Annotated in this window: 23 protein-coding genes; 8 read left to right on the top strand and 15 right to left on the bottom strand. The window is 70.0% G+C overall.

Features of this window, described 5'->3' with window-relative positions:
* The first annotated feature begins 58 nt into the window (after window positions 1-58).
* Window positions 59-463: a PRC-barrel domain-containing protein gene (locus PKD06_RS08805; RefSeq protein WP_324379612.1), complete on the top strand. Its 405-nt coding sequence runs from the start codon at window positions 59-61 to the stop codon at window positions 461-463.
* A gap of 18 nt (window positions 464-481) precedes the next feature.
* Here the strand turns inward: PKD06_RS08805 and PKD06_RS08800 are convergent, their stop codons facing one another.
* The 4 genes from PKD06_RS08800 to PKD06_RS08785 all read right to left on the bottom strand — a co-directional run bounded on the left by PKD06_RS08800 (window position 482) and on the right by PKD06_RS08785 (window position 6914).
* Window positions 482-2881 (bottom strand): xanthine dehydrogenase family protein molybdopterin-binding subunit, encoded by a 2400-nt coding sequence (locus PKD06_RS08800; RefSeq protein ID WP_324379610.1) that lies wholly within the window; start codon window positions 2879-2881, stop codon window positions 482-484.
* A 129-nt stretch (window positions 2882-3010) separates the two neighbouring features.
* Window positions 3011-3907, bottom strand: coding sequence for a bestrophin family protein (locus PKD06_RS08795; RefSeq protein ID WP_324379607.1), 897 nt, complete (start codon window positions 3905-3907; stop codon window positions 3011-3013).
* A gap of 101 nt (window positions 3908-4008) precedes the next feature.
* On the bottom strand, window positions 4009-6024 hold the full coding sequence (locus tag PKD06_RS08790; RefSeq protein ID WP_324379606.1) for an elongation factor G: 2016 nt from the start codon (window positions 6022-6024) through the stop codon (window positions 4009-4011).
* 77 nt (window positions 6025-6101) lie between these two features.
* Entirely contained in the window at window positions 6102-6914 is an 813-nt protein-coding gene (locus PKD06_RS08785) for an enoyl-CoA hydratase/isomerase family protein (RefSeq protein ID WP_324379604.1), read from the bottom strand.
* Between the two features lie 136 nt (window positions 6915-7050).
* On the opposite strand from PKD06_RS08785, the gene rsmI reads away from it, so the two are divergent.
* The 3 genes from rsmI (at window position 7051) to PKD06_RS08770 (ending at window position 9322) form a co-directional block, all read left to right on the top strand.
* On the top strand, window positions 7051-8001 hold the full coding sequence (gene rsmI, locus PKD06_RS08780; RefSeq protein ID WP_324379602.1) for a 16S rRNA (cytidine(1402)-2'-O)-methyltransferase: 951 nt from the start codon (window positions 7051-7053) through the stop codon (window positions 7999-8001).
* Between the two features lie 3 nt (window positions 8002-8004).
* The gene (locus PKD06_RS08775) at window positions 8005-8376 is read left to right on the top strand and encodes a YraN family protein (RefSeq protein WP_324379601.1); all 372 of its coding nucleotides are present in this window, start codon (window positions 8005-8007) and stop codon (window positions 8374-8376) included.
* 154 nt (window positions 8377-8530) lie between these two features.
* On the top strand, window positions 8531-9322 hold the full coding sequence (locus PKD06_RS08770; protein WP_324379599.1) for an ABC transporter permease: 792 nt from the start codon (window positions 8531-8533) through the stop codon (window positions 9320-9322).
* Here PKD06_RS08770 and recO read toward each other — a convergent pair.
* From recO to PKD06_RS08730, 8 genes are all read right to left on the bottom strand, one after another.
* Entirely contained in the window at window positions 9319-10044 is a 726-nt protein-coding gene (recO, locus tag PKD06_RS08765) for a DNA repair protein RecO (RefSeq protein WP_324379597.1), read from the bottom strand. The genes PKD06_RS08770 and recO overlap by 4 nt on opposite strands.
* 91 nt (window positions 10045-10135) lie before the next feature.
* Window positions 10136-10468: a hypothetical protein gene (locus tag PKD06_RS08760; RefSeq protein WP_324379595.1), complete on the bottom strand. Its 333-nt coding sequence runs from the start codon at window positions 10466-10468 to the stop codon at window positions 10136-10138.
* Between the two features lie 155 nt (window positions 10469-10623).
* Window positions 10624-11343, bottom strand: coding sequence for a response regulator (locus PKD06_RS08755; protein ID WP_324379593.1), 720 nt, complete (start codon window positions 11341-11343; stop codon window positions 10624-10626).
* Window positions 11340-13085: a DUF3369 domain-containing protein gene (locus tag PKD06_RS08750; RefSeq protein ID WP_324379591.1), complete on the bottom strand. Its 1746-nt coding sequence runs from the start codon at window positions 13083-13085 to the stop codon at window positions 11340-11342. Before PKD06_RS08750 ends, PKD06_RS08755 begins: the two co-directional genes overlap by 4 nt.
* Complete coding sequence (locus PKD06_RS08745; RefSeq protein ID WP_324379589.1) at window positions 13072-15135, bottom strand: HAMP domain-containing sensor histidine kinase; 2064 nt, start codon at window positions 15133-15135, stop codon at window positions 13072-13074. Before PKD06_RS08745 ends, PKD06_RS08750 begins: the two co-directional genes overlap by 14 nt.
* Window positions 15136-15260: 125 nt before the next feature.
* Window positions 15261-16451, bottom strand: coding sequence for a peptide ABC transporter permease (locus PKD06_RS08740; RefSeq protein ID WP_324379587.1), 1191 nt, complete (start codon window positions 16449-16451; stop codon window positions 15261-15263).
* A 116-nt stretch (window positions 16452-16567) separates the two neighbouring features.
* Entirely contained in the window at window positions 16568-17452 is an 885-nt protein-coding gene (gene mmsB, locus PKD06_RS08735; RefSeq protein WP_324379585.1) for a 3-hydroxyisobutyrate dehydrogenase, read from the bottom strand.
* 65 nt (window positions 17453-17517) lie between these two features.
* Window positions 17518-17769, bottom strand: a complete 252-nt coding sequence (locus PKD06_RS08730; RefSeq protein WP_324379584.1) for a hypothetical protein — start codon at window positions 17767-17769, stop codon at window positions 17518-17520.
* Window positions 17770-17891: 122 nt separating this feature from the next.
* On the opposite strand from PKD06_RS08730, the gene PKD06_RS08725 reads away from it, so the two are divergent.
* A complete protein-coding gene (locus tag PKD06_RS08725; protein ID WP_324379582.1) occupies window positions 17892-19277 on the top strand; it encodes an ethanolamine ammonia-lyase subunit EutB in 1386 nt (461 codons plus the stop codon).
* Window positions 19274-20062 carry an ethanolamine ammonia-lyase subunit EutC gene (gene eutC / locus PKD06_RS08720; RefSeq protein ID WP_324379579.1) on the top strand — a complete coding sequence of 263 codons (789 nt, stop codon included), beginning with the start codon at window positions 19274-19276 and terminating at the stop codon, window positions 20060-20062. Before PKD06_RS08725 ends, eutC begins: the two co-directional genes overlap by 4 nt.
* Window positions 20063-20069: 7 nt before the next feature.
* Here eutC and PKD06_RS08715 read toward each other — a convergent pair whose 3' ends face one another.
* Together PKD06_RS08715 and PKD06_RS08710 are read right to left on the bottom strand one after the other, a co-directional pair.
* Window positions 20070-20666, bottom strand: coding sequence for a FecR domain-containing protein (locus PKD06_RS08715; protein ID WP_324379577.1), 597 nt, complete (start codon window positions 20664-20666; stop codon window positions 20070-20072).
* Between the two features lie 48 nt (window positions 20667-20714).
* Window positions 20715-21710, bottom strand: coding sequence for a complex I NDUFA9 subunit family protein (locus PKD06_RS08710; RefSeq protein ID WP_324379575.1), 996 nt, complete (start codon window positions 21708-21710; stop codon window positions 20715-20717).
* Window positions 21711-21865: 155 nt separating this feature from the next.
* Here PKD06_RS08710 and PKD06_RS08705 point away from each other — a divergent pair, with 155 nt between their 5' ends.
* Both PKD06_RS08705 and PKD06_RS08700 read left to right on the top strand, forming a co-directional pair.
* Window positions 21866-23584: a cation:proton antiporter gene (locus PKD06_RS08705; protein WP_324379573.1), complete on the top strand. Its 1719-nt coding sequence runs from the start codon at window positions 21866-21868 to the stop codon at window positions 23582-23584.
* 144 nt (window positions 23585-23728) lie between these two features.
* Entirely contained in the window at window positions 23729-24079 is a 351-nt protein-coding gene (locus PKD06_RS08700; RefSeq protein WP_324379570.1) for a hypothetical protein, read from the top strand.
* Window positions 24080-24181: 102 nt separating this feature from the next.
* Here the strand turns inward: PKD06_RS08700 and PKD06_RS08695 are convergent.
* Window positions 24182-24502, bottom strand: a 321-nt coding sequence (locus PKD06_RS08695) for an isocitrate/isopropylmalate family dehydrogenase (protein ID WP_324379568.1), incomplete at its 5' end; no start/stop codon positions are given.

Here is a 24502-nt window from a genome sequence, read left to right as displayed (position 1 = left end):
CGGAAACCTTCGAGCCCGGGGAATCGTTGCCTTGTCATACCGGAAAGAGGAGGGGTCCATGACCCAATTGTCCGCGGAGACCCGCAGCGAGGCGCCCGGCTCGGAGAGCCCGACGCATCCCCTGATCGAAAGCGACCGCGTCGAGGGAACAGAGGTCTATGGCGTCGACGACCAGCATATCGGCTGGATCAAGCGCCTGATGATCGACAAGAAAAGCGGCCAGGTCGCCTATGCCGTGATGGGGTTCGGCGGCTTCCTGGGGCTCGGGGAGGAGGACTACACCGTCCCCTGGAGCAAGCTCGACTACAATACCAGTCTCGGCGGCTACAAGACCGACCTCACGGCCGACCAGCTCAAGGGCGCGCCGGATTTCTACAAGAACGACGACTACAAATGGCAGGATCGCGACAAGGAGCGCGAGTTGCATTCCTATTACGGCGTCACGCCCTATTGGGGCCTGTGACGATGCCGAGGCCGCGCTTCAGCGCGGCCTCTTTTCGCGCGCGGCCCGGATAGCCGCCCAGACGCGGGCCGGGGTCGCCGGCATGTCGAACTCCTCCACCCCGACCTCGCGCAACGCATCGACGAGCGCGTTCATGACCGAGGGCAGCGCGCCCGCGCATCCGGCCTCCCCGCAGCCCTTGGCGCCGAGCGGGTTGGTGGTGGCGGGAACGGGACGGCTCTCGAAGACGAAGGGCGGCGCGTCCTCGGCGCGCGGCAGGGCGTAGTCCATGAACGAGCCCGAGACGAGCTGACCCTCCTCGTCATAGGCCGTGCGCTCCAGGAGCGCCTGGCCGATCCCCTGGAGGACGCCGCCATGGAGCTGGCCCTCCACCAGAAGCGGATTCACGATCGTGCCGAAATCGTTGACCATGACGTAGCGCACGACCTGCACCGTGCCCGTCTGCGGGTCGACCTCGACCTCGGCCACGTGGCATCCGTTCGGATAGGCCGAGGGCGAGAGCTTGTGGATGTGCCGCACGTCGAGCGAGCGCGGCACGCCCTCGGGAAGCGCGACGCCCTGCCGGAGCCGGGCGGCGAGTTCCATGATGCCGATGCTGCGATCCGTCCCGGCGATGGTGAAGCGGCCGTCCCCGAACTCGATATCGCCGATGCCGGCCTCCAGCAGCTCGGCGGCGACGGCGCGGCCCTTCTCGATCACCTCGCGCGACGCCTCGATGATCGCGGCCCCGCTCGCCATGATGGATTTCGAGCCGCCCGTCCCGCCCCCGGCGACGAGCTGGTCGGAATCGCCCTGGAGCAGGCGGATCGCCTCGAAGGGCACGCCGAGATGGGCCGAGAGCACCTGGGCGAAGGGCGTCCAGTGGCCCTGGCCGTAATCGAGCGTGCCGGTGACGATGGTCACCGTCCCGTCCGCCTCGAAGCGGATGCCGCCCATCTCGTTCTGGGGCGGGGCGGTGACTTCCAGGTACTGGCCGATGCCCCGCCCGCGCAGGAGGCCGCGCGCGGCGCTCCCGGCCTTGCGGGCAACGAAGCCGTCCCAGTCGGCGGCGTCCAGCGCCCGGTCGAGAAGCGCGGTGTATTCGCCCGAATCGTAGGTCGTCTCGACCGGCGTCGCGTAGGGGATCTCGTCCGGCCGGATATGGTTCAGCCGCCGCATCGCCACGGGATCGATCCCCATCTCGCGGGCGGCCGTCTCGACGAGCCGCTCCATGATGTAGTTGCCCTCCGGCCGCCCGGCGCCGCGATAGGCCCCGACCGGCGCGGCATTGGTGAGGTAGCATCTCATCCGCGTCGAGAGCGCGGGCGTGCGGTAGACGCCGACCGCGTTCTTCGGGATGTTGATCGTGGCGAAGAGGGGCGCGACCGGCGCGAGATAGGCGCCGAGATCGGCCTGTCCCTCGATGCGCAGGGCCAGGAACCGGCCCTCGGCATCGAGCGCCAGCTCCGCCTCCACCTCGATGCCGCGGCCGTGGAAATCGCCGACGAAGCTCTCCGAGCGCATGTCGGTCCATCTCACCGGCCGGCCGAGATCGCGCGCCGCATGCAGCACGCCGATATATTCCGGGAAGGGAGCGATCTTCATGCCGAAGGAGCCGCCGACATTCCCGGTCAGGATGCGCAGCTTCTCCTTGGGGACGCCCAGCACCCCCGACACCATGTTGCGCATGCCGAAGGCGCCCTGGGAGCCGGCCGTCAGCGTGTATTTCTCCTCCGCCGGGTCCCATTCGCCGATGGCCGCGCGGGGCTCCAGCGGGTTGATGACGAGGCGGTGGCTCGAAAGACGCAGCCGCGCGACATGCGCCGCGCGGGCGAAAGCCTCCTCCACCCGGGCCTCGTCGCCATACTGGAAATCGAGGAAGAGGTTGCCGGGAATGTCGTCATAGAGCTGCGGGGCGCCCTCGGCCGCCGCCGCCCCGGCGGTCGGGGCGGCCGGAAGCTGCTCGACCTCGATCACGACCGCCTCCGCCGCCTCGCGCGCCTCGGCCACCGTCCCGGCGACGACGAAGGCCACCGGATCGCCCACATAGCGCACCTTGTCGAGCGCGAGGGGCTTGCGCCGCGGCTTCAGCATCGGCGAGCCGTCGCGGTTCCTGAAGGCGGTCACGTTCGGGAAGTCGCCGTAATGGGCGAGGTCCTGCGGGCCGTAGACGGCGAGCACGCCCGGCATCGCGCGCGCCGCCTCGAGATCGACCGAGGTGATCACCCCATGCGCGAAGGGGCTGCGCACGAAGGCGGCATGGGCCTCGCCCTCGGCCCGGACGTCGTCGGTATAGCGCCCCCTGCCCTGGACGAGAATCGGGTCCTCGCGCCTGTGGACGGGCTGGCCGATGGCGAATTTCGTCTCGGCCGAAGAACCGCCGGCGCCGGGGCGCCCGGAGAGATCGGTCGGGACAGGCGGAAATGAGCCGTTGCGCATGGCGGCGGGATCGCCCTGACTGTGACATCCAGAGTCCGTCAGGCAATCATGCCGCAAGCCGGCCGGCAACCGGACCTCGCGCCCGGCAGGGCGGCGCTATATGCGGGCCCTGCCGCGCCGCGATCCCCGCTACCGCAGCACGTAGTCCTCCGCCTCGACCGGCTCGGGCAGGTCCCGGCAGCCGAGCAGCGACAGCAATTCGCGCTGGACGGTCCGCTGGATCGCGTTCAGCGGCAGGGCGTTGGGCTCCATCCCGAAGGGATCCTCGAGCTGGTGCCCGAGGGCGTCGAGCCCGAAGAACGTATAGGCGACCAGGAGGACGGGCAGGAGCGTCCACCAGCCCAGGGACCCCGCCAGGGCGAAGGGCAGGGTCACGCAGAAGATCACCGCCGTGCGATGCAGAAGGAGCGAATAGGCGAAGGGAACGGGCGTGTTCGTGATCCGCTCGCAGCCGCCCTGCACGTGGGACAGCGATGTGAGGCGCCCTTCGAGCACGGAATAGCGGATCGCGCCCAATTCCCCCGTCCGCACCAGGCTCAGGCAATATCCGCCGAGGCGGTCGAGGACGTCGTTCGTGGCATTGGGGCTGCTCTCGATCCCGGCCGCCTCGAACCAGTGCCGGATGGCCGCGATCTCGTCCTCTCCCCGCAGCCTCGCGGCGAGCCCCGCGGCGAACCCGCAAAGCCCGTGCAGGAGAAAGCGCCGGTGGCGCTCGTCGAGATCGGACACCTGCCGGGCGAAGGAGCGGCAGGAATTGACGAGCTCGCCCCAAAGCTTCCGCCCCTCCCACCAGCGGTCGTAGCAGGCGTTGTTGCGGAAGCTCATGAACACGGACAGCGCGATGCCGATCAAAGTGAACGGAATCGAACTCATCTGCGCGAAGATGCCTGGATATTCCTCCGCCGCAAGGATCGCAACGATGTTGATGACGGTGATCGCCGCAAGATGCGGCGTGATGCGAGGCAATATCGAGCCGTTGATCGTGAAGAGGATCTCTCGAAAATTCGGCTTCGATCGCAGTATCATCGGCGAACCCGCTAAGGCATGACGGCGCCTCCTCGAAGCGCCGTCATGCTCGAACAAAAGGATCGTGGAAGGCCCAGCCGCCTCGGCCCCGATCTTCCGCTTCAGCCCGCCGCCTGCATCCTGGCCTGCTCGGCCTGCCGGCCGGTCAATTCGGCGAGATGGTCGAAGCGCGCCGTGTAGCTGCCGATGCCGGCCGTCGCCGAGCGCAGCTCGACGATGAGGCCGTCCATTTCCGCCTCCGGGATCAGGGCCCGCACGAGGTCCCATCCCTCCCAGCCCTCGCGCGGCTCGAAGCCGAGGATCTGGCCGCGCCGGCCGGTGACCAGCGTCGTCGCCCGGGCGGTGGCGCTCGAGGGCACGGCAATCTCGACCTGGAGCACGGGCTCCAGCAGCACGGGCCGCGCCTTGGCCAGCGCCTCCGCCATGGCGAGGCGGGCGGCGGCCTGGAAGGCGGCGTCGGAGGAATCGACGTTGTGATAGGAGCCGTCCGTCAGCGTGACGGCGAGATCGACCACGGGAAAGCCGAGCGGCCCCTTCTGGAGGAAATCCCGCGCCCCCGCCTCGACGGAGCCGATATATTGGCGCGGCACGACGCCGCCCGTGATCCGATCCTCGAAGCTGAAGCCCTCCCCGCGCGCAAGCGGGCGGATCTCGATGGCGACGTCGCCGAACTGGCCGTGCCCGCCGGTCTGCTTCTTGTGGCGCCCGCGCGCGGAGGCCGGAGCCTGGATCGTCTCGCGATAGCTGACCCGCGGGCGGGAGGCGGAGACCTTGACCTGGAAGCGCCGCTCCAGGCGCTCCAGCGCGACGCGCAGATGCATCTCGCCCTGGCCGGACAGGCGCATCTCGCCGAGATCGGCGTGATGAGCGAGCGAGAGCGAGGAATCCTCCTCCAGGAGCTTGGCGAGCGAACTCGACAGGCGCACGTCGTCCTTGCGGTCGAGAACGCCGAGGGCGAGCGCGCAGGTCGGCGGCGGAGGAACGGCTGCGGCGAGGGCCTCGGGCCGGCTGTCGCGCGCCAGCGCCTCCCCGGTCCCGATACCGTCGAGCTTGGCGAAGCCCGCGACCTCGCCCTCCCCGGCCTCGGCGAGGCGTCCGGTCCGGGCGCCGGAGACCGAGACGACGGCGCCGATGCGGCCCGCCTCGCCGGCGGAGCCCATGACCACCTCCCCCTCCCCGAAGCGCCCGCGCAGGACGCGCACGAGCGACAGCTTGCCGCCGAAGCCCGTATGCTGGGTCTTGAAGACCTGCGCCAAGGCCGGCCCCTCCGGCGCGACGCCGAGGCGCGCGCGGGTTTCCGCGAGGCGCGGCGCGTCGTGGCGCAAAGCCTTGAGAAGGCGCGTGATGCCGCTCTCGTTCTCGGCCGAGCCGAACAGCACCGAGACCACCTGGCCCGCGCGGTTCTCGGCGGTGATGTCGCCGAAGACGCGCTCGCGCGCCGGCTCGATCTCGGAGATCAGGTCCTCCATGAGATTGTCGTCGTAATCGGCGAGGCGCTCCAGCATGGTGAAGCGGCTATCCTTCTCGCGGCCGAGATCGGCCGCCGGGATCTCGACCGGCTCGCTGGGCGAGCCCCGCCGGTAGAGGAAGGCGCGCTCCAGCGCGAGATCGATGAAGCCGGCCGTCGCCCCGTCCTGGAGGATCGGGATCTGGCGCATGAGGAGCGGCGTGCGCGAGGCGGGCTGGAGCAGGGCGACCACGTCGCGCAGGGGCTGGGTCGCGATGTCGATCTTGTTGATGAAGAGGAGGCGCGGGATGCCCGCATCCTCCAATTCGCGCAGGATCAGGCCGAGCGCGGGAACCTTCTTCTCGTCCGGCTCGCAGACGACCACCGCCGCATCCATCACCGCGAGCGCGTCGCGCATGTCCTGGCCGAACTCGATCGAGCCCGGACAATCCACGAAGGCGAAGCGCTCGCCGAGGAACTCGGCCGTCGCGACATTCGCCTCGGTGCTCATCTCGTGGTCGCGCGCCTCGGGGCTGGCATCGCCGACGCGGCCCGCCCCCTTGCCCATCCGCTCGATCCCGCCCGTCCGGTGCAGCAGGGCCTCCAGCAGCGAGGTCTTGCCCGTCTGGAACGGGCCGACGATCCCGATGCATCTCGCCGAGCCGGGCATGAGCGTCTCCCTTGGTTCGGAAGCAGCCTAACCCAGCGGCCGCGAGCCGCAAGGGCCGAGGAAGGACACGGTCCGGCTCAGACGCCCTTCCATTGCGGCTTGCGCTTGGCCAGGAAGGCATCCATGCCCTCGCGGAAATCCTGGCTCATGTAGCAGGAGAGGATGAGATCCTGCCCCTCTTCGGCCGGAATGCGCGGCGTGAGGCGCCGGACGGCCTCCTTGGCGGCGCGCATGGTCAGGGGCGCGTGTCCGCTCATGGCGCGGGCGAGGTCCCAGGCGCGGGCCCGCAGCGCCTCGGCGTCGGGCACGACCTCGTTGAGGAGCCCGATCGCCTTCGCCTCCTCGGCCCCGACGAGCCGGGCGGTCATGATAAGATCCTTGACCCGCGCCGGTCCGATCAGCGCGACGAGGCGGCCGATATTGGACATCGAGAGGCAATTGCCGAGCGTGCGCGCGATCGGGAAGCCGAACCGCGAATCGGCGGTGCCGATGCGGATGTCGCAGCATCCCGCGATGGCCGCGCCCCCGCCCGTGCAGGCGCCCGCGATGGCGGCGACGACCGGCACGGGGCAGGTTTCGAGATCGCCCAGCACGCTCTCGATGCGATCCTCGTAATCGATCGCGTCGCGAGGCGTCTCGAAGGCCCGGAACTGGGAGATGTCGGTGCCCGAGGCGAACGCCTTCTCGCCCGCGCCCGTGATGATCAGCACCCTGATCGAGGGATCGTCCTTCACGCCGCGTGCGATCTGCGCCATGCGCTCGTACATGGCGAAGGTGAGGGCATTGCGCGCCCGGGGACGGTTGAAGGTGATCTGCCCGATCCCCTCGCGCACTTCGTAGAGGAGGTCGTCGTCGACGGACGAGGCGGATTGGGCCATGCTCGCGCTCATGCATATGCTCCTGAACCCGCGGGACTTAGAAGAGCGGGCGGTCTTCGTCGAGTTGAGGGGCGATTCCGCTGCGGTCTCCGTTCCGGGCGAGAGAGTTCGCTTTTCAGAACGATATGATCGTGTAAAAGAACGAACGATGCGCCAGATCGACAACCGGACGGCCCGCGCCGGCAACAGGATCGCCTCTCCGCGAAAGGCCGCGAGCTTCACGGCTTTCGGCCTCGCGGCCGAGGCCGATCCGATCGCGCCGGGCCTCTATCTCGTCGCGACGCCGATCGGCAATCTCGGCGACGTCACCCTGCGGGCGCTCAAGACCCTCGCGGCGGCCGATGCGATCCTGGCCGAGGATACGCGCGTCACCAAGACGCTGCTCGCCCATTACGGCATCACGACGCCCCTCGTCGCCTACCACGAGCATTCGGGCGAGGCGGTCCGGGACCGGATGATCGAGCGGCTGCGCGCCGGCCAGTCCCTGGCGCTCGTCTCGGATGCCGGCACGCCGCTCGTCTCCGATCCCGGCTACCGGCTGGTCGAGGCCGCGATCGCGGCCGCGCTGCCGGTCGTGCCGATTCCGGGCGCTTCGGCCGCCCTCGCCGCCCTGGTGGTGGCGGGACTGCCGACCGACCGCTTCTTCTTCGAGGGCTTCCTGCCGGCGAAGACGGGGCCGCGCCGCGCCCGGCTCGAAGCGCTGGCGGCCATCCCCGCCACGCTCGTCCTCTACGAGGCGCCCCATCGCCTCGCCGAATGCCTGAAGGATGCCGCCGAGATCCTGGGCCAGCGCCCGGCCGCGATCGCCCGCGAGCTGACCAAGCTGCACGAGACGGTGCGGCGCGGCGCGCTCGGCGAACTGGCTGCCCTGCTTGCGGGCGAGCCCACGCCCAAGGGCGAGATCGTGCTTCTGATCGCCCCGCCCTCGCCCGAGGCCCGCCAGGCCGAGGCGGAAGCCGGGCTCGACGAGAAGCTGAAGGCGGCGCTCGCCCGCCACACCGTGAAGGACGCCGCCGCCCTCGTCGCGGGCGAGACGGGCCTGCCGCGCCGCGACATCTACGCCCGCGCCCTCGGCCTTGCGCGCGAAAGCGGGGAATAGGCGATGCGCACGGCCGCAGGCCGGCGCCGCCTCACCTTCCTGCGCGGCCTCGGCGCCGAGCGCACGGCCCTCTTCTGGCTCATGGCGAAAGGCTACCGCCCGCTCGCGCGCCGCTATGCGGGGGCGGGCGGGGAGATCGACCTCGTCATGCGCCGTGGATCCACGATCGCCTTCGTCGAGGTGAAGGCGCGCGCCGCCATGGACGAGGCGCTCGGCGCGATCGACGAGGCCAAGCGCCGCCGCATCCGCCGCGCCGCCCGCGCCTGGATGACACGCCATCCCTGGGCCGCCGGCATGACCTTCCGGGCCGACGCGGTCTTCCTTGCGCCCGGCTCCTGGCCGCGTCACGTCGCCGACGTCTTCGGGCTGGACTGACGGAGGGCGCAGGCCCGCATCCGGCTCGGGCGGCCCCATCGGCAGCGAGAGGCGGCAGCATCTTCAGGGCCCGTCAGGCGCCGCGAGGGTTGCTATGCAATCGCCGCAATCGTCGTGCTACATGCCTCACGCAGTCACGAAACTCGATTCACAGATGGCCCTCACGAAATCCAGGGACCCGGCTCTCGTTGTTCAGATCCGCGTATTCAAGGCCCTGATCTTGAGAGACATCCGCACCCGTTTCTTCGGAAACGGGCTCGGATATATCATAGCCATATTATGGCCGCTCACACATATCGTCGTCCTGCTGCTGATCTTCTTCTTTGCCGGAAGAACAGCTCCGTTCGGAGACAGCTTGCTATTGTTCTTTGCAACGGCGCTGATCCCTGCGCTCGGCTTCAGGTACATGTCCCGATTTGTTCCCATGTCGGTGCTTAATAACAGGCCCCTGACGGCTTTTCCCATCGTCAAATACATGGATGTGATTCTAGCTCGATGCATCCTCGAGGCGGCAGCCTTTTGCTGTGTCGCCGCGTTGCTGGCCGCGATCCTGTTTTTCCTGGGAGAACCCATTCAGCCCGAATATCCCATCGGGGCAGCCCAGGCTTTCCTGGCGACCCTGCTGCTCGGGCTCGGAGTCGGCGCGTTCATCGGCGTCATCGCGATCAAGCTTCCCGGGATCATGCTGCCCCTGATCCTGATCCATGTAATCATGTATGTCACATCCGGGGTTCTCTTCATTCCCTCCGCGCTTCCCCAGCAAGCCGCCGCTGTCGTCAGTTGGAATCCGGTTCTTCATGCGGTCGAATGGATGAGGGAATCTTACTATCTGGGATACCAATCGACCGTTCTGGACAAGGAATACTTGATAGGCTGCGGCCTCGGTTTCTTTTTTGCCGCCCTCCTGATGGAAAAGGTGTTCCGCTCCTTCCTGACGAGACATTAAGGCATGTGCGTCACCATCTCCACATAGCGTGCCCGCGCGTCGGGAAGCGGCTGGCCGCGCGCGCCGTAGAGATGCTCCGACAGGAAGAAGCCGGTCAGCCGGAACGCCTCGCCGAGTTCGGCCGCGCCCGGCATCGCTCCGATCCCCTCGCGCAGGAAGCTCGGGAGAGGCAGGAGCCGGTCGCGATAGGGCTCGCCGGGGAGGCGGCCGACCGCACGGCCGCTCCTGGGCGAAACATAGATCAGGTCTTCCTCCGCACCGGTCACCGCGCAGGCCGAGAGATCGAGGCCGAAGCCGAATTCGGCGAGGAGCGACAGCTCGAAGAGGCCGAACAAAGCCGGCCCCAGATGCGGGTCGTCGAGATGCGCGAGCAGCGCTTCGCCGGCGTCGAAGAGCACGGGATGCGGGTCGCGCTCGGCGAGAAGCCGCAGATGGGAGGCCACCGTCGCCATTCCCAGCAGGGCAGCAGCCGAAGCGATGAGCCGGGCGGCCCGCGAGACCTCCTCCTCGACGACGTAGGTGCCGAGTTGCTCGTCGAGCCGGGCCCGCCAGGTCACGGCGAGCGTGTTGCCGGGCTGGAGCACGGGCCCGAGGCGCCGCGAGCGGCCGCCATGGACGAGGCCGAAATGGCGGCCATGCCCGCGCGTCATCGCCTCGAGGACGACCCCGCTCTCGCCGAGCGCCCGGCAACCGAGGACGAGAGCGCGGTCAGACCAATGCATGCAGCCCCCCGGCCGATGGGAGGGCACGTCCCTGGCAGGGCAGGGCGACCGTATTGTGGCGGCGAGGACCTCGCCGCCACGGCGTCCTCTCTTACTCGGCCGGCTCGCGCGCCGGGGCGGAGCCGCCCGGCGGGTCGCGCCTTTCGATCCCGATCGTGCGGACGGGCTTGCGATCCGACGAGATGCAGGCCGGATCGACATAGGGCCAGGTCTGGCCACGGCATTGCGGGCCGGCCTCGGAATCGGACACCCTGGTCACCCGGGCCTCCGCGACCGCATGGCGCGCCGTCGGAGCGGCGGGCGCCGCCGCGACGCGGTCCATGGAGGCATTGACCGGCGTGCGGCTCTGCGCGGCCGGCACCTCCAGCGCCACCACGAAGAGACCGGCCAAAGCCGCGCTGATTCCTGCAAGCTTGATGAACATCGTCGCCACCCCTGGGGGCCTCGTGGCCCTCTCGATGGGATGGGTTTAGCCCGGCCGATTTTCAGGCATGCGGCGTCGCGTCGCGATTTGGTTTCGGGCGGATGAGAATTGTTTCGCGCCGGGGCGCAGGGGCGAAACAAACGGGCCCGCGGAGGTCAGCGCTCGCGGCCATCCGGCGAGAACAGATAGCCCGCCCCGCGGATCGTCTGGATGATGGTCGGATGGCTGGGATCGGGCTCGATCTTGCGCCGGATGCGCGTGATGCGCACGTCGATGGCGCGGTCGAACGCCTCCTCGTCGCGGGCCGAGGCGAGGTCGAGCAGCCGCTCGCGCGTGAGCACGCGCTGGGGATGCTCGGCGAAAGCCTTGAGGAGGTTGTATTCGGAGGCGGTCAGGGGATGGGCGACCTCGTTCTCGTCGCGCAGGATATGCGCGTCGAGATCGAGCCATTTCGTGCCGAACCTGACCTTGCGGTTCGGCGGATGCACCGCCGCCTCCGCGGCCGCGGCGCTGCGCCGAAGCACCGAGCGGATGCGCGCCACCAGCTCGCGCAATTCGCAGGGCTTGGCGAGATAGTCGTCGGCGCCCAGCTCCAGCCCGACGATGCGGTCGACCGGGCTCGCCGTCGCCGTGAGCATGATCACGGGCGTGCCGTGCTTCGCCTTGAGGTCGCGCACGATCGAGAGGCCGTCCTCCTCGGGCATGTTGAGATCGAGCACGATGAGGTCGGGCGTCGCGTCCTCGAAGGACCGGCGCAGGCTCCTGCCGCCGTCGCACAGCGTGACGGCGAAGCCGTGCATCCTGAGATAGTCGCCCACCATCTCCCGGGCCGGCGCCTCGTCGTCGACGACGAAGATACGGGGAAGCGTGGTCACGAAGGGCCTTTCCTGAGCGAGATGGCAAATGTCGCACCGGGCCCCGGCTGGTTGTTGGAGGCCGCGATGCTCCCCTTATGCAATTCCACGATCCGCTTGGCGATGGACAATCCGAGCCCGGTCGAGCTTTCCCCGCCGGTCGGCTTGGCGGAGAGGCGCTGGAAGCGGCCGAAAAGCCGGGCCTCGTCCTCGGGCGAGAGGCCGGGCCCGCTGTCGCGCACCACGATCGAGGCGCCGTCCTCCGACTCGGCGCCCACCGCCACCTCGACCCGGCCGAGCATCGGCGAATACTTGATCGCGTTCGAGACGAGATTGTCGACCGCCTCCCAGAGCCGCTCGGCATCGCCGAAGACGTGGAGCTGCCCCGGCCCCGCAAGCGTCAGGTCCTGCTGCTTGCGCTCCGCGAGGGGGCGATTCGCCTCCACCACGTCGTTGACCAGCACCATGAGATCGATCGGATCCTGCCGGATGGCGATGTCGAGGGCGTCGTTCATGGCGTCGCGGATGAGCCCGTCCACCATGCCGGTCAGGCGCCGGGTGGAATCGCGGACATGGCCGACCTGCTTGCGCATCGATTCGACCGGCGGCGGATGGACCGCGAGCAGGTCGCAGAGCATCTCCGAGCGCCCCATGATGACGCCGAGCGGGTTCTTCAGGTCGTGGGCGATGGTGCCGAGGATCTCGCTCTTGAAGCGGTTGGCGCGGCGCAGCTCGGAGGATTGCGCGGAGAGCCGGCGGTTGGCGATCCTCAGTTCCGCCGTCCGCTTGGCGACGCGCTCCTCGAGGCGCAGATTCGCCTCCTCGAGCTGGCGGTAGAGGATGACGTTGTCGAAGGCGATGGCGAGGCGCGAGCAGAACACCTCGACCAGGGACCTGTTCGTGTCCGAGAGGTTCTTGGCGGTCTCCAGCAGGACGACCACCTCTCGCCCGCTGCCGGTCCGAAGATAGAGGACCGAGCGCTGCTGCTCGAAGGCGTGGTGGCGCCGCTCCAGCGCCTGGCGCACGGCCCCCATCAGCTCCTCGTTCAGCGTGGCGGGCTCCTCCTCGCCCACGAAGTCGCGGTAGCAGCCCGAGCCTGCGAGGATCGAGAACTGCTCGTCCGGCCGCCCGTCGTCGCGCAGGACGAGGATGCCGGAGCAATCGACCTCGATGAGCGAGGCGATCTGGGTGAGGACCCCCTCCGCCAGACGCTGCATCGACTGGAGGTCGAACATGGTCGAGGCGGCGTCGACGATGATCTCGAGGCCCCGCTTCGTCTGGACGAGGCGCTGGAGCTGCTGGTAGCTGCGGAGCGCTGAGGTGAGGCTCGTGAAGAGCTTGTCGGCGGTCAGCTCCGTCTTCGCCTTGTAGTCGTTGATGTCGTAATCGACGATCACCTGGCGCTCGGGCGCCTGGCCCGGCTGGCCGGTGCGCAGGATGATGCGCACGGTCTCGTTCTTCAATTCGCCCCGGATGCGCCCGACGAGTTCGAGCCCCGCCGCCTCGCTCTCCATGACGACGTCGAGCAGGACGACCGCGATGTCCGGGTTGTCCCGCAGGAGGCGGAAGCCTTCCTCCCCCGAATAGGCCGAGAGCAGTTCGAGCCCGTGCCCGGCGAGCTGGAAATCGTAGAGCGCGAAGCGGGTGCCCTCGTGGACGGCCGGATCGTCGTCGACGATGGCGACCTTCCACGTGCTCGCCGCGCTCGCGGCGGGGACTTCCTCGTCGTCGATCAGGACCAGAAGATCGTCACGATCCTGCATGAACGCTTTCCAATCTCGCGGACGGCGCCCTGACCGCCACCGCTCCCCGCCCGTCCTCGTCCGGCGCCCGGAGCGGAAGAACGATGAGGAAGCTCGTGCCCGACCCTTCGGCCGAGGACAGCACGATGCGGCCGCCGAGACGCTGTGTCACGAGATTGTAGACGATGTGAAGCCCCAATCCCGTCCCCCCCGTGCCGCGGCGCGTGGTGAAGAAGGGATCGAAGGCGCGGCGCTGCACCTCCTCGCTCATGCCGCGGCCGTCGTCGCGGAAGACGATGCGCACCTGGTCGGGGCCGTTGAGGCGGCCCACGATCGAGATCATGCCGCCCTCCCGGCCGTCGCAGAAGGCGTGGTTGACGGCGTTGACGAGGAGATTGGTGACGATCTGTCCCAGGGGCCCCGGGAAGCTGTCCATCCCGATCCCGTCGGGGATGTCGATGACCAGCTTGACCTTCGAGGAGCGGATGACGGGGCGCAGGCTCGCGGCGATCTGCTCGGTGGCGAGCTTGAGGTCGAAGGCGCGCCGCTCCGCCTGGCTGCGGTCGACCGCGACCTGCTTGAAGGACTGGATCAGCTCGGCCGCCCGCTGGAGATTGGCCACGAGCTGGCTCGAGGCGAGCTTGGTCGTGGCGATGAACTCCTCCAGCCGCGAGCGCCGGAGCGAGCCCGCGGCCATCTCGGCGGCGAAGGCGTCGCTGCGGCTCGCGAGGCTGGAGGCCACCGTGAGGCTGATCCCGACGGGATTGTTGACCTCGTGCGCCACCCCCGCGACGAGGCCGCCGAGGGCCGCGAGCTTCTCGGATTCGATCAGCGTCGTCTGCATCTCGCGAATCTCGGCGAGCGAGGCTTCCGCCTTCTCCTTGGCGGCGACGAGTTCCTCCTCCGCCTGCCGCTTGGCGATCGCGTTGCCGCGGAAGACGTCGACCACCCGGGCCATCTCGCCGATCTCGTCGGGCGCGTCGAGGCCGCGGATGCGGGGGTCGAACTGGCCCGCCATGATCGCCGTCATGTCGGCGCGCAGATAGCCCAGCGGCTCACTGATGCTGCGCGCGATCGCCATGCCCATCAGCATCACCAGCACAACGAAGGCGACGGCGAGGATCGCGAGCCTCACCCCGACATCGCGGAGCGTCTGGTCGAAGCGGCCCTGGGCGGAGCGCTCGAGATCGCCGATTCCCCGCTTCATCCGCTCGATGGCCGCCGACATCGCCTCGGCGCTGCCGTCCACGGCGACCTTGAGCAGGCGGCTCTGCGCCGCGAAGCCCGCCGAGAGATCGGAAATGCCGTGGGTGAAGATATCGGCCTTCTGCGCCAGTTCCGACATGACCTTCGCCTGGGCGGCGTAGGGTGAGGCGAGCAGGTCCGGCGCCGTGCTGCGGATCAGCTCGGCATTGCGGCGCGCCTCCTGGGCGGAGGCCTCGGAGCCCGTGAGGTAATAGGCGTTCGCGGCCAGCACCATGGCGTTGTAGGCTTCCCGCGACTGGTCGAGGGGCGCCACCGCCATGGAGGCCGCGTCGGGCAGGGTCGCGGCGAGCGAGGCGTAGAGGGTCGCCATATCGCGCGCGGGATCGACGATCTTCTTCGAATAGGCGAGGGAGATCCGGCTGCGCACCTCGCGCAGCTCGTCGAAGCCCGCGACAAGGCGCTCGGTGATGGCCGTCAGCTCCTCCGCCGGCTCGGCGGTCAGGGGATCGAGGCGGGCCTGGACCCTGAGGCGGCTCATCAGGAGATCGCGCAGATCGACGATCTTCTCGAGAACCGCGGGCTCGTTCTGCGCGAAATAGCGGTGGATCAGGCTTTGCAGGCGCTCCGCATCCCCGTCGAGCGAGGTGAGGAAGCGCTCGGATTCGCGCACCTGCGTCAGGTCCGACCACGCATTGCCCAGCACCGCGGCGCCGTTCCAGATCATCGCCAGCAGCACCAGGGCCACGGCCGAGTTCATCACCGCGATCGCGAGGATGCGCCAGCGGATCGGCGCGCTACGCACGGCGCGCCGCAGCGGCCCGCGCGATTCGGAGGCGAGGCCGGCGCCCTCCCGGGCCGGATTCATGGGGAACCCCGCAGGGGCGATCGGCGTCTCACAGGGGCCCTCGTCGTCGATCCGGCTCGATCCTGCCCGGCGGGCTCATTCGCCTTGTCGCAGACCGGGATTTCCGGCCGATGTCGTCGCCATCCTCATGGTCCCGCCTTCGTCACGAAATCGGCGAGCGCCCGCGGCCGGCGGGTCCTGAAGCGGCCGCGCTGGGCGGCCACGAACAGGAGCGCCAGCGTCGCGAGCGCCGCCGGCCACCACAGGGCGCCCCCGCCGATCCCGGAGGCTCCCAGCATCCCGGCCGTCGCGCCCGCCCCCGCGATTCCCGGCGCGAGCGGCCCGAACAGCGCGGGCACCCGCGCCAGCGCGCTCAGGATCGCGACCGCGACCGCGAGCACGCCGACCACGCCGAACTCGTACCAGAGGGAGAGCGCGGGAGCGCCGAACAAGGCGGGCGCCTCCGGCAGGGCCCGCAGGGATCCGAAGCCGTGGCCGGTCAGGAGGCGGGCGGGCTGGTCGAGGAGGAGGCCGTGCCAGCGCCCGACGCCGGCGGTCGCCTCGGGCGTCAGGGGAAGGGCGTGGGCGAGCGCGAGGAGCGCCGGCGAGGCGACGAGCCCCGCGGCCAAGAGAAGCCCGACCGCCGGCACGGCGCGCGCCGTGAGCTGGGCGGCGAGATGGGCGAGCGTCCCCGCCGCGAGGGCGAGGATCGGGGCCGGGCCCGGCCCGAGCGCCGCGGCGACGGCCGTGGCGACGGCGAGCGCGAGGGCCTCGGCATCGCGGCCCCGCGAGCGCAGCCAGGCGATGGCCGGCCAGGCGAAGAGGACGAGGATCGCGAGCATGCGCTCGAGCTGGCGGATCCGCTCCTCGGACTGGTCGCGCCAGAAGAGAACGGCAAGGCCGATGGCGACGAGCGCCAGCGCGCCGGCCCCGATCGGGATCGGGTAGAGATTGGCCGAGCGCATCCTCTCCGGCAGCGCGGCGATGCCGCAGAGGCCGAGGAGCAGGATGGCGCCGAGCCCCGCGGCGAGGCGCCATCCGGGCGTCGGGGTCCAGACCAGCGAGAGGGCTCCCCAGCCGAAAGCCAGCAGCGCCGCCAGGAAGGCGGGAGAGGAGGCGATGGCGAGGGTGCTTTCGCGCAGGAAGCGGGGCGAGTTGTCGAGGAAGGCGGCCACCCCCAGGAGCACGATGCCGACGGCATAAGCGACGACGGGCCCGACCCGGAACGCGGCCGCGGACAGGGGCAGCGCGACCATCAGCACCAGGACGCCGAGCCGCCGAAGCAGGCTCGCCGTGTCGCGGGCGGGATCGAGCGGGGGAGGATTTTCGGAGGCCATTCCGCCGGGCTTCGGAAGGCGGGCCTATCGCCCGCGGCCGGGGATCGTACCGGCCCGGGCCCGCCCCGGCTGTAGGATCACCGCAACACCCGCGGCCGGCCCGGCCCCCTCCGCCCTCAGGAGGCGAGCCCGCGCAGATAGGTGACGATGGCGGAGTAGTCCTCGCCGCCATGGCCGCCCTCCTGGAAGGTGCGATACAGCTCCGCCGCCCTGGCGCCGAGCGGCGTCGTCGCCCCGGCGCTCCTCGCCGCTTCCTGCGAGAGCGTCAGGTCCTTCAGCATGAGGTCGGTCGCGAAGCCCGGCTTGTAGCCGTGATTGGCGGCGCTCGCCGGCACCGGGCCCGGCACCGGGCAATGGGTCGTGAGCGCCCAGCACGAGCCCGAGGAGGTCGAGGCCACGTCGAACAGGGCCTGGTGGCTGAGGCCCAGCTTCTCGCCCAGCACGAAGGCTTCCGAGATGCCGATCATGGTGATGCCGAGAATCATGTTGTTGCAGATCTTGGCGGCCTGCCCGGCGCCCGCTCCGCCGCAATGGACGACGCGCCGCCCCATCCTGGCGAGGACGGGCTCGCCCGCCCGGAAGGCGTCCTCCGCGCCCCCGACCATGAAGGTCAGCGTCGCGCCCTTCGCGCCGACCGTCCCGCCCGAGACGGGCGCGTCGAGCGATTTCAGGCCGCGCCCGGCCGCAAGCTCGTGCGCCGCGCGCGCGCTTTCGACATCGATCGTCGAGCAATCGACGAGCAGCGCGCCCGGCTCCGCCGCCGGCACGATCTCGGCCCAGACCGCGCGGACATGCTTGCCCGCCGGCAGCATCGTGACGACGATCTCGGCGCCCGCGACCGCCTCGACGGCGCTCGCCGCGCTCGCGACTCCCTCGGCCGCGGCCGCCTCGCGCGAGGCGGGGACGAGGTCGAAGCCCTGCACCGAATGGCCGGCCTTGACGAGATTCGCGGCCATCGGCCCGCCCATGTTGCCGAGCCCGATGAAGGCGATGGATGTCATGGCGTCCTCCGTTCCCTGCCCTGCCTCTCCTCCATCGCGGGTCCTGACGCAAGACGGACCAGACCCTAAGGCCGGGGCGGCACGCCGAGAATGCGCCGCCAGGGCGTGCCTCCCCTGCGGTGGCCGATCACGAAATAGGCGACGACCAACGCGAAGAAGAGGATAGCCGGCCCCCCGCTCAGGCTGAAGCCGTTCTCGGTGGTGCTCCCGGTCACCTTGGCCACGAGATAGCCCATGACGACGAAGGCGGTCAGGAAATCGAGGACGGCCGCCAGGATCACGCGCCAATAGGCGACGGGCTGCTGGTTGTCTTGCACGGAACAAATCCTCTGGGCTCCCGCTCCGAGAGGTGCATATCGGCATGGGAGGGCGCAAGAGGCTCATCTTGACGTCGCCGCCGAAGCGTCCCTTCCTGTGTCTCTCGCGGAGGAGCCCGCCCGTGAGCTTTCGTCAAAGTGTCGGCGCGACGAGCTACGTCTTCGCCGATCTCAAGGAGCTGATGGCCAAGGCGACGCCGCCGCGCTCGGGCGACCGGCTGGCGGGAATCGCGGCCTCCAGCCTCGAGGAATCGGTCGCCGCGCGCATGGCGCTCGCCGACCTGCCGCTCGGGGAGATCGTGGACGAGCCCCTGATCCCCTACGAGAGCGACGAGGTCACCCGCCTCATCCTCGACCGGCAGGACCGCGCGGCCTTCGCGCCGATCCGCTCCATGACGGTCGGGGCCTTCCGCGAGCATCTCCTCTCCGAGGAATGCGACAGGGCGCGCCTCGCCGCCCTCGCCCCGGCGGTCACGCCCGAGATCGCCGCGGCCGTCTGCAAGCTGATGCGCAACCAGGATCTCGTCGCGGTCGCCCGCAAATGCGAGGTCGTGACGCGGTTCCGCAACACGATCGGCCTCGCCGGCACCCTCGCGGTGCGCCTCCAGCCGAACCATCCGACCGACGATCCGCGCGGCATCCTCGCCGCCACGGTGGACGGCCTTCTCTACGGCGCGGGCGATGCCGTGATCGGCATCAATCCCGCCACCGATTCGCCCGCCCTGCTCGGCGACCTCGTGCGCATGCTGGACGAATTGATCACCCGCCACGACATCCCGACGCAATCGTGCATCCTCACCCATGTCACGACGAGCATCGGACTGATCGAGGCCGGCGCGCCGGTCGATCTCGTCTTCCAGTCCGTCGCCGGCACCGAGGCCGCCAACGCCTCCTTCGGGATCGATCTCGCGCTGCTGCGCGAGGGAGAGGAGGCGGCGCGCTCGACCGGGCGCGGCACGGTCGGGCAAAACGCCATGTATTTCGAGACGGGCCAGGGCTCCTGCCTTTCGGCCGGCGCCCATCACGGGGTGGACCAGCAGACGCTGGAGGCGCGCGCCTATGCGGTGGCGCGGGAATTCTCGCCGCTGCTCGTGAACACCGTGGTCGGGTTCATCGGGCCGGAATATCTCTATGACGGCAAGCAGATCACGCGGGCGGGGCTCGAGGACCATTTCTGCGGCAAGCTGATGGGCGTGCCGCTCGGCTGCGACATCTGCTACACGAACCATGCCGAGGCCGATTCCGACGACATGGACAACCTGCTGACGCTGCTCGGCGTCGCGGGGGTCAGCTACGTCATGGGCATTCCCGGGGCCGACGACGTGATGCTCGGCTACCAGTCGACCTCCTTCCACGACGCCCTCTATCTGCGGCAGGTCCTCGGGCTCCGCCACGCGCCGGAATTCGAGGCGTGGCTGATGCGGATGGGCCTCCTCGACGAGACGAGGCGGCTGCGCCGGGCGGGGAGCGACCATCCCCTCCTCGCCGCGCCCGCTCTCGCCGCATGAGCGCCGGCCCCGATCCCTGGGCGGCGCTCCGGCGCTTCACGCCGGCCCGGATCGCGCTCGGACGGGCCGGCGCGGCCCAGCCGACGCGGGAACTGCTCGATTTCGCCCTCGCCCATGCGCGGGCGCGCGACGCGGTGCAAATGCCCCTCGATGCCGGGGCGGTCGAGGCCGCCATCGCCGCGCTCGGCTACGAGACCGTGCGGATCGCGAGCGCCGCCCCCGACCGCGCCACCTATCTCGCGCGGCCCGATCTCGGCCGGAGGCTGGGCGAGACCTCCGAGGCAGCGCTCGCCGCCCGCAGGGAGGCGTCCCCCGACCTCGCGATCGTCGTTGCCGACGGCCTCTCCTCGCCCGCCGTCTCGCGCAACGCCGCCCCGCTTCTCGCCGCCTTCCGCCCCTGGATCGCGGCGGCGGGATGGCGGCTCGCCCCGGTCGTGATCGCGACCCAGGCCCGCGTCGCCCTGGGCGATGCCGTGGCCGAACATCTCGGCGCAGCCGCGGCCCTCGTGCTGATCGGCGAGAGACCGGGCCTCTCCGCGCCGGACGGGCTCGGCGCCTATCTCACCTTCGCGCCGCGCCCGGGGGTGACGAGCGATGCCGGGCGCAACTGCCTCTCCAACATCCGGCCGGGCGGAATGGGGTTCGACCAGGCCGCCTTTCGCATCGCCTGGCTCCTGGGCGAAGCCTTCCGCCGCCGCCTGACGGGCGTGGCGCTGAAGGACGAGAGCGACCGTCTCGTCCTCGACGGCCGCCTGCCGCGGCCGGAGCGCCTGTCGGGAGTCTGAGCCGCCCTCAGGACCGGCCGAGCCGCGCCATCAGCCGGCTCACGCGCGCCGGCCCCCATGTGACGACGGTGAGGTCCTGGCCTGGGAAGGGCGCGGGCGGGCGCGCCTGCGGCATCGGGGCCGCCCCGGCCGGCGGGAGGCTTCGGGCCGGCGAGGGCGGCGGCGCCGGAGACCGCGCGGCCACGTCGACCCCCTGCCCGGCGCGCAGCGTGACCGATCGGCCCTCGCGGCTCACCGAGGCATCGCCCTCGCGGACGAAGACGGCCGTTCCCTTCTCGCCGGATTCCACGGCCACCTGCGCCCCGCGAAGCTCGGTGACGGCCTCGGCGGTGACGACCTGGAACCCCTCGCGCGCCGATGCCTCGACCAGGACCGCGCCGCCGTCGACGCGCAGCCCGACGAGCCGCCCGTCGCGCTGGATGGCCGAGAGCCGGGTCTCGGTTTCCGCCGCGATGCGAAGCCTCTCCTGGCATTCGTAGATGCGCAGGAGAGAGGTCGAGGCGTCCTCGAGCCGGCAGCCGGGCGGGGGCGCCGCCGGCGAAGCGGCGATCAGCGCGCCCGCCGCCAGCGCGGCGAGGACAGGAAGAGAGCGGGACGCAGCCATGCCGATACCTCCACGATCGCGCTCCCGCGGCGCTGGCAACCCGGTTCCCTACGCCGCCCGCGTGATGTCGAACTGGCCGGTCTTGCGGAAGCGGCCGAGATATTCCGGCACGATCGCGCCCGTGGCGCGGGGCACGATGCCGAGCCCCTCGAGCGTGCGGCCTTCCGCCTTGGCCTCCTCCGACACCACGTTGTCGCTGCGCAGCATCTCCACCTGATCGACCGTCAGCTTCAGCCAGGGGGGCAGCAGCCCGAGCGTCAGCGCGTCCGCGATGGAGAGCACGCGCGCCTGCACCTTGGCGATCCCGAAAGGCAGGGGCACGACCACGCGGCGGCGCTCGGTGATCGTAAGGACGTATTCGACGATCTCGCGCAGGCTGAGGATTTCCGGCCCGCCCAGCTCGTAGGTGCGCCCGCCCGGCACGGTGCCGTTCACGGCCCGCGCCGCCACCTCCGCGACGTCGCCGACGAAGACGGGCTGGAACTTCGTCTCCGCCCCGGCGAGCGGCAGGACGGGAAGCGCCCGGGTCAGCGTCGCGAAGCGGTTGAAGAAGCTGTCCCCCTGCCCGAACATCACCGAGGGGCGCAGGATCACCGCGCCGGGCCGCGCGGTATGGATCTCGGCCTCGCCCTGGGCCTTCGAATGCGCATAGGCGGAGCGCGAATGCAGGCTCGCGCCGAGCGCCGAGACATGGACCATGGGAATGCCGGCCGGGGCGGCGTGGGCGATCATGGCCGGGGCGTGGACATGGACCTCGTCGAAGCCCTGGCGCCCCTTCTCGGCGAGGATGCCGGCGAGATTGACCACGGCGTCGGCCCCGCGAAGCGCGCTCTCGACCGAGCGGGGATAGCGCAGATTGGCCTGGGCCAGCTCGACCTGCCCGACCGAGCCGAGGGGCTGGAGGTAATTGGCGAGATCGGGACGCCGGACGGCGACCCTGACGCGGTAGCCCTGCCTGACCAGGGCCCGGACGACGTGGCGCCCGGCGAAGCCCGAGCCACCGAAGACGGTCACGAGCTTCGAGGCCCGATCCACCCACTCCATGTTCCACTCCCGAGGCCGAGGCCGGCACCTGCGGCCGATCATGGCCTGGAATTGGTCTTAGCCGAAGCACGCCGGCCCTGTGAAGCGGCCCGGCGTGCGAAAACCCGCCTCCCGTGACTTCCCCGCGAAACGAAAGCCGCTCTATAGACGGCGCCATGCATGAGCTTCTTCACGACATCGCGCTGTGCACCATCGCAGCGTGGATCCTCGGCGTCCTGTCGCAATACGCCCGCCAGCCGGTCATCCTCGCCTATCTCGTGGCGGGGTTCCTGATCGGGCCGACCGCCTTCAGCCTGGTCAAGTCCCAAAGCTCGGTCGAGACGATCTCCGAGCTGGGCCTGATCTTCCTCCTCTTCATGATCGGGCTCGAGATCGACCTGAAGAAGATCGTCCGCTCGGGCGCGGTGATCCTGGCGAGTGCCGGCTCGCAGATCCTCGGCGGGGCGATTCTCGGCGTATTGTTCTTCTGGCTCGTCGGCTATCCGATGGGGGCGGGGCGCTGGGACGCGCTCTATCTCGGGGTCGCGGCCGCGCTCTCCTCGACGGTCATCATCGTCAAGGTGCTCTACGACAAGCGCGAGCTGGACACGCTGCCCGGGCGCATCACGCTCGGCCTGCTCGTCCTCCAGGACCTGTTCGTGATTCTCTTCCTGGCCATCCAGCCGAGCCTCAACGACCTGCGGATCGGCGTGCTGCTGCTGTCGCTGGTGCGGGTCGGGGTGCTGGTCGCGACGCTGTTCCTGGTCAGCCGCTACCTGCTGCCGCCGCTCTTCCGCTCGATCGCGCGGCTGCCGGAGCTGGTGCTCGTGGGGGCGCTCGCCTGGTGCTTCGCGGGCGGCGAGCTGGCCGAGCGGCTGCATCTGTCGCGCGAGATGGGGGCGCTGGTCGCGGGCGTCGCGCTCTCGACCTTCCCCTATGCGCTCGACGTCACGGCCAAGGTGACGAGCCTGCGCGACTTCTTCATCACGCTGTTCTTCGTCGGGCTCGGCATGACGATCCCGATCCCCACCCTTCCGGTGATCATGCTGGCGCTCCTCTTCGCGGCCTTCGTGGTGGCGAGCCGCATCCTGACGACCTTCCCGGCCCTCTACGGGCTGAACCAGGGCATCCGGGCGAGCTTCCTGCCGGCGCTCAACCTGAGCCAGGTCAGCGAATTCTCCCTCGTCCTGATGACGCTCGGCGTCGCCGCGCAGCATATCTCGCCCGACGTGAAGAACGCCGTCTCCTTCGCGTTCGTGATCCTCGCGGTGCTCTCGACCTTCGCGATGACGAATTCCGACCGGATCGCGCGGGCGGCGGTCCACCTGTTGAAGGGCTTCGGCCTGCGCGACCTCGACCGGCGCGAGGATGGCGACGCGGAGGGCGGCCACGGGCAGGCCAAGATCCTGCTCCTCGGCTTCTTCCGGGCGGCGAGCTCCCTCGTGGCAGACCTCGAGAAGGAGGACCCGGAACTCCTCAAGGAGATCGCGGTCGTCGACTTCAACCCGGTCGTCTTCGCCAATCTGCGCGCCCGCGGCGTCGCGGTCCAATACGGAGACATCGCCCAGCGCGAGACGCTGATCCATGCGGGAATCGGGCATGCCGAGATCATCGTCTCCTCGATCCCGGACTATCTCCTCAAGGGCTCGACCAACGAGCGGCTGGTGCGCCAGCTCCGCGCGCTCAATCCGAAGGCGGTCATCATCGCGCCGGCCGACACGCTGGCGGATGTCGACCGGCTCTATGCAGCCGGGGCCGACTACGTGACGCTGGCGCGGCTGACCGACGCCACCGACCTGCGCGAGGCCCTCAAAGCCGCATTGGACGGCCAGATCGACCACAAGCGGGCCCTGGTCGATGCGCGCCTCGGCGGCCGCCGGGAGGTCCTGGCCTGAGAGGGCCGAATCCGGCGGCCGCCGCGAGGCTGTTTTAAGACTTTTGTGTGAAAGCTCGGCCGTTCGCGGGAACTTTGAGGCCGGTCGAGTCTTGACGTCCCGAACGGCCTCTGGAAGGCCGGCAGCAAATCCATGGGGTCCCCGATGCGTCTCGCCGCTCTCGCCGTCGCCACGGCACTCGCCACCTTCGCGGCCGGGACCGCGCAGGCCCAGCAATCCTACAACGTCAACGGCCCGCTGAAGCTGACCGTGCGGGCCAAGTCCTTCCTCAATCCCGGCAACGTGGTCGCCCCCTACAGCAACGTCAATCCGGCGAGCGCGGCCGGGCAGATGGTCTCCTATATGGCCCATCCGCCCTATGCGAACCTTCAGGAGTTCTACGGCTCGACGGTCTTGCCCGACCCGACCACCAACGGCCCCTTCATCGGCGCGCGCAATCCCTTCGGGCGGATCGACTACCACTACGCCCTCTATCGCGACTATTATCACGACTGAGCACGACGCCGCCCCGGCCCGCCGCAGGCGGCCCGGAACGACGGGCGGGATATCGAACGCCGCTTCCTCCCCGGAGGCGGCGTTTTTCATGGGCGCCGCCTCTCAGCGCAGCAGCGGCTTCAGGGCGGCGGCGACCGCGTCGCCCATCTCGCCCGTCCCGATGGCGTTGGCGCCGGGCGAGGCGATGTCGCGCGTGCGCGCACCGGAAGCCAGGACCGCGCCGATCGCCGCTTCGAGCTTGTCGGCGAAATCCTTGAGGCCGAGCGAGTAGCGGAGCGCCATCGCGAGCGAGCCGATCATCGCGAGCGGATTGGCGAGGCCCTGCCCGGCAATGTCCGGGGCCGAGCCGTGGACCGGCTCGAAGACGGAGGGGAAATGCCCCCTCGCATCCGGCGCCCCGAGCGGCGCGGGGGGGAGCATGCC

Source organism: Enterovirga sp., from assembly GCF_035325185.1.
GTDB lineage: Bacteria > Pseudomonadota > Alphaproteobacteria > Rhizobiales > Beijerinckiaceae > Enterovirga.
Note: the sequence above shows the minus strand (reverse complement) of the source record. Positions and strands in the feature narration are given on the sequence as shown.

Excerpts from the sequence above, each read along its gene's own strand:
- PKD06_RS08805 (WP_324379612.1), top strand. The coding sequence starts at position 59 with ATGACCCAATTGTCCGCGGAGACCCGCAGCGAGGCGCCCGGCTCGGAG.
- PKD06_RS08800 (WP_324379610.1), bottom strand. The coding sequence starts at position 2,881 with ATGCGCAACGGCTCATTTCCGCCTGTCCCGACCGATCTCTCCGGGCGC.
- PKD06_RS08795 (WP_324379607.1), bottom strand. The coding sequence starts at position 3,907 with ATGATACTGCGATCGAAGCCGAATTTTCGAGAGATCCTCTTCACGATC.
- PKD06_RS08790 (WP_324379606.1), bottom strand. The coding sequence starts at position 6,024 with ATGCCCGGCTCGGCGAGATGCATCGGGATCGTCGGCCCGTTCCAGACG.
- PKD06_RS08785 (WP_324379604.1), bottom strand. The coding sequence starts at position 6,914 with ATGAGCGCGAGCATGGCCCAATCCGCCTCGTCCGTCGACGACGACCTC.
- rsmI (WP_324379602.1), top strand. The coding sequence starts at position 7,051 with ATGCGCCAGATCGACAACCGGACGGCCCGCGCCGGCAACAGGATCGCC.
- PKD06_RS08775 (WP_324379601.1), top strand. The coding sequence starts at position 8,005 with ATGCGCACGGCCGCAGGCCGGCGCCGCCTCACCTTCCTGCGCGGCCTC.
- PKD06_RS08770 (WP_324379599.1), top strand. The coding sequence starts at position 8,531 with ATGGCCCTCACGAAATCCAGGGACCCGGCTCTCGTTGTTCAGATCCGC.
- recO (WP_324379597.1), bottom strand. The coding sequence starts at position 10,044 with ATGCATTGGTCTGACCGCGCTCTCGTCCTCGGTTGCCGGGCGCTCGGC.
- PKD06_RS08760 (WP_324379595.1), bottom strand. The coding sequence starts at position 10,468 with ATGTTCATCAAGCTTGCAGGAATCAGCGCGGCTTTGGCCGGTCTCTTC.
- PKD06_RS08750 (WP_324379591.1), bottom strand. The coding sequence starts at position 13,085 with ATGCAGGATCGTGACGATCTTCTGGTCCTGATCGACGACGAGGAAGTC.
- PKD06_RS08745 (WP_324379589.1), bottom strand. The coding sequence starts at position 15,135 with ATGAATCCGGCCCGGGAGGGCGCCGGCCTCGCCTCCGAATCGCGCGGG.
- PKD06_RS08740 (WP_324379587.1), bottom strand. The coding sequence starts at position 16,451 with ATGGCCTCCGAAAATCCTCCCCCGCTCGATCCCGCCCGCGACACGGCG.
- mmsB (WP_324379585.1), bottom strand. The coding sequence starts at position 17,452 with ATGACATCCATCGCCTTCATCGGGCTCGGCAACATGGGCGGGCCGATG.
- eutC (WP_324379579.1), top strand. The coding sequence starts at position 19,274 with ATGAGCGCCGGCCCCGATCCCTGGGCGGCGCTCCGGCGCTTCACGCCG.
- PKD06_RS08715 (WP_324379577.1), bottom strand. The coding sequence starts at position 20,666 with ATGGCTGCGTCCCGCTCTCTTCCTGTCCTCGCCGCGCTGGCGGCGGGC.
- PKD06_RS08710 (WP_324379575.1), bottom strand. The coding sequence starts at position 21,710 with ATGGAGTGGGTGGATCGGGCCTCGAAGCTCGTGACCGTCTTCGGTGGC.
- PKD06_RS08705 (WP_324379573.1), top strand. The coding sequence starts at position 21,866 with ATGCATGAGCTTCTTCACGACATCGCGCTGTGCACCATCGCAGCGTGG.
- PKD06_RS08700 (WP_324379570.1), top strand. The coding sequence starts at position 23,729 with ATGCGTCTCGCCGCTCTCGCCGTCGCCACGGCACTCGCCACCTTCGCG.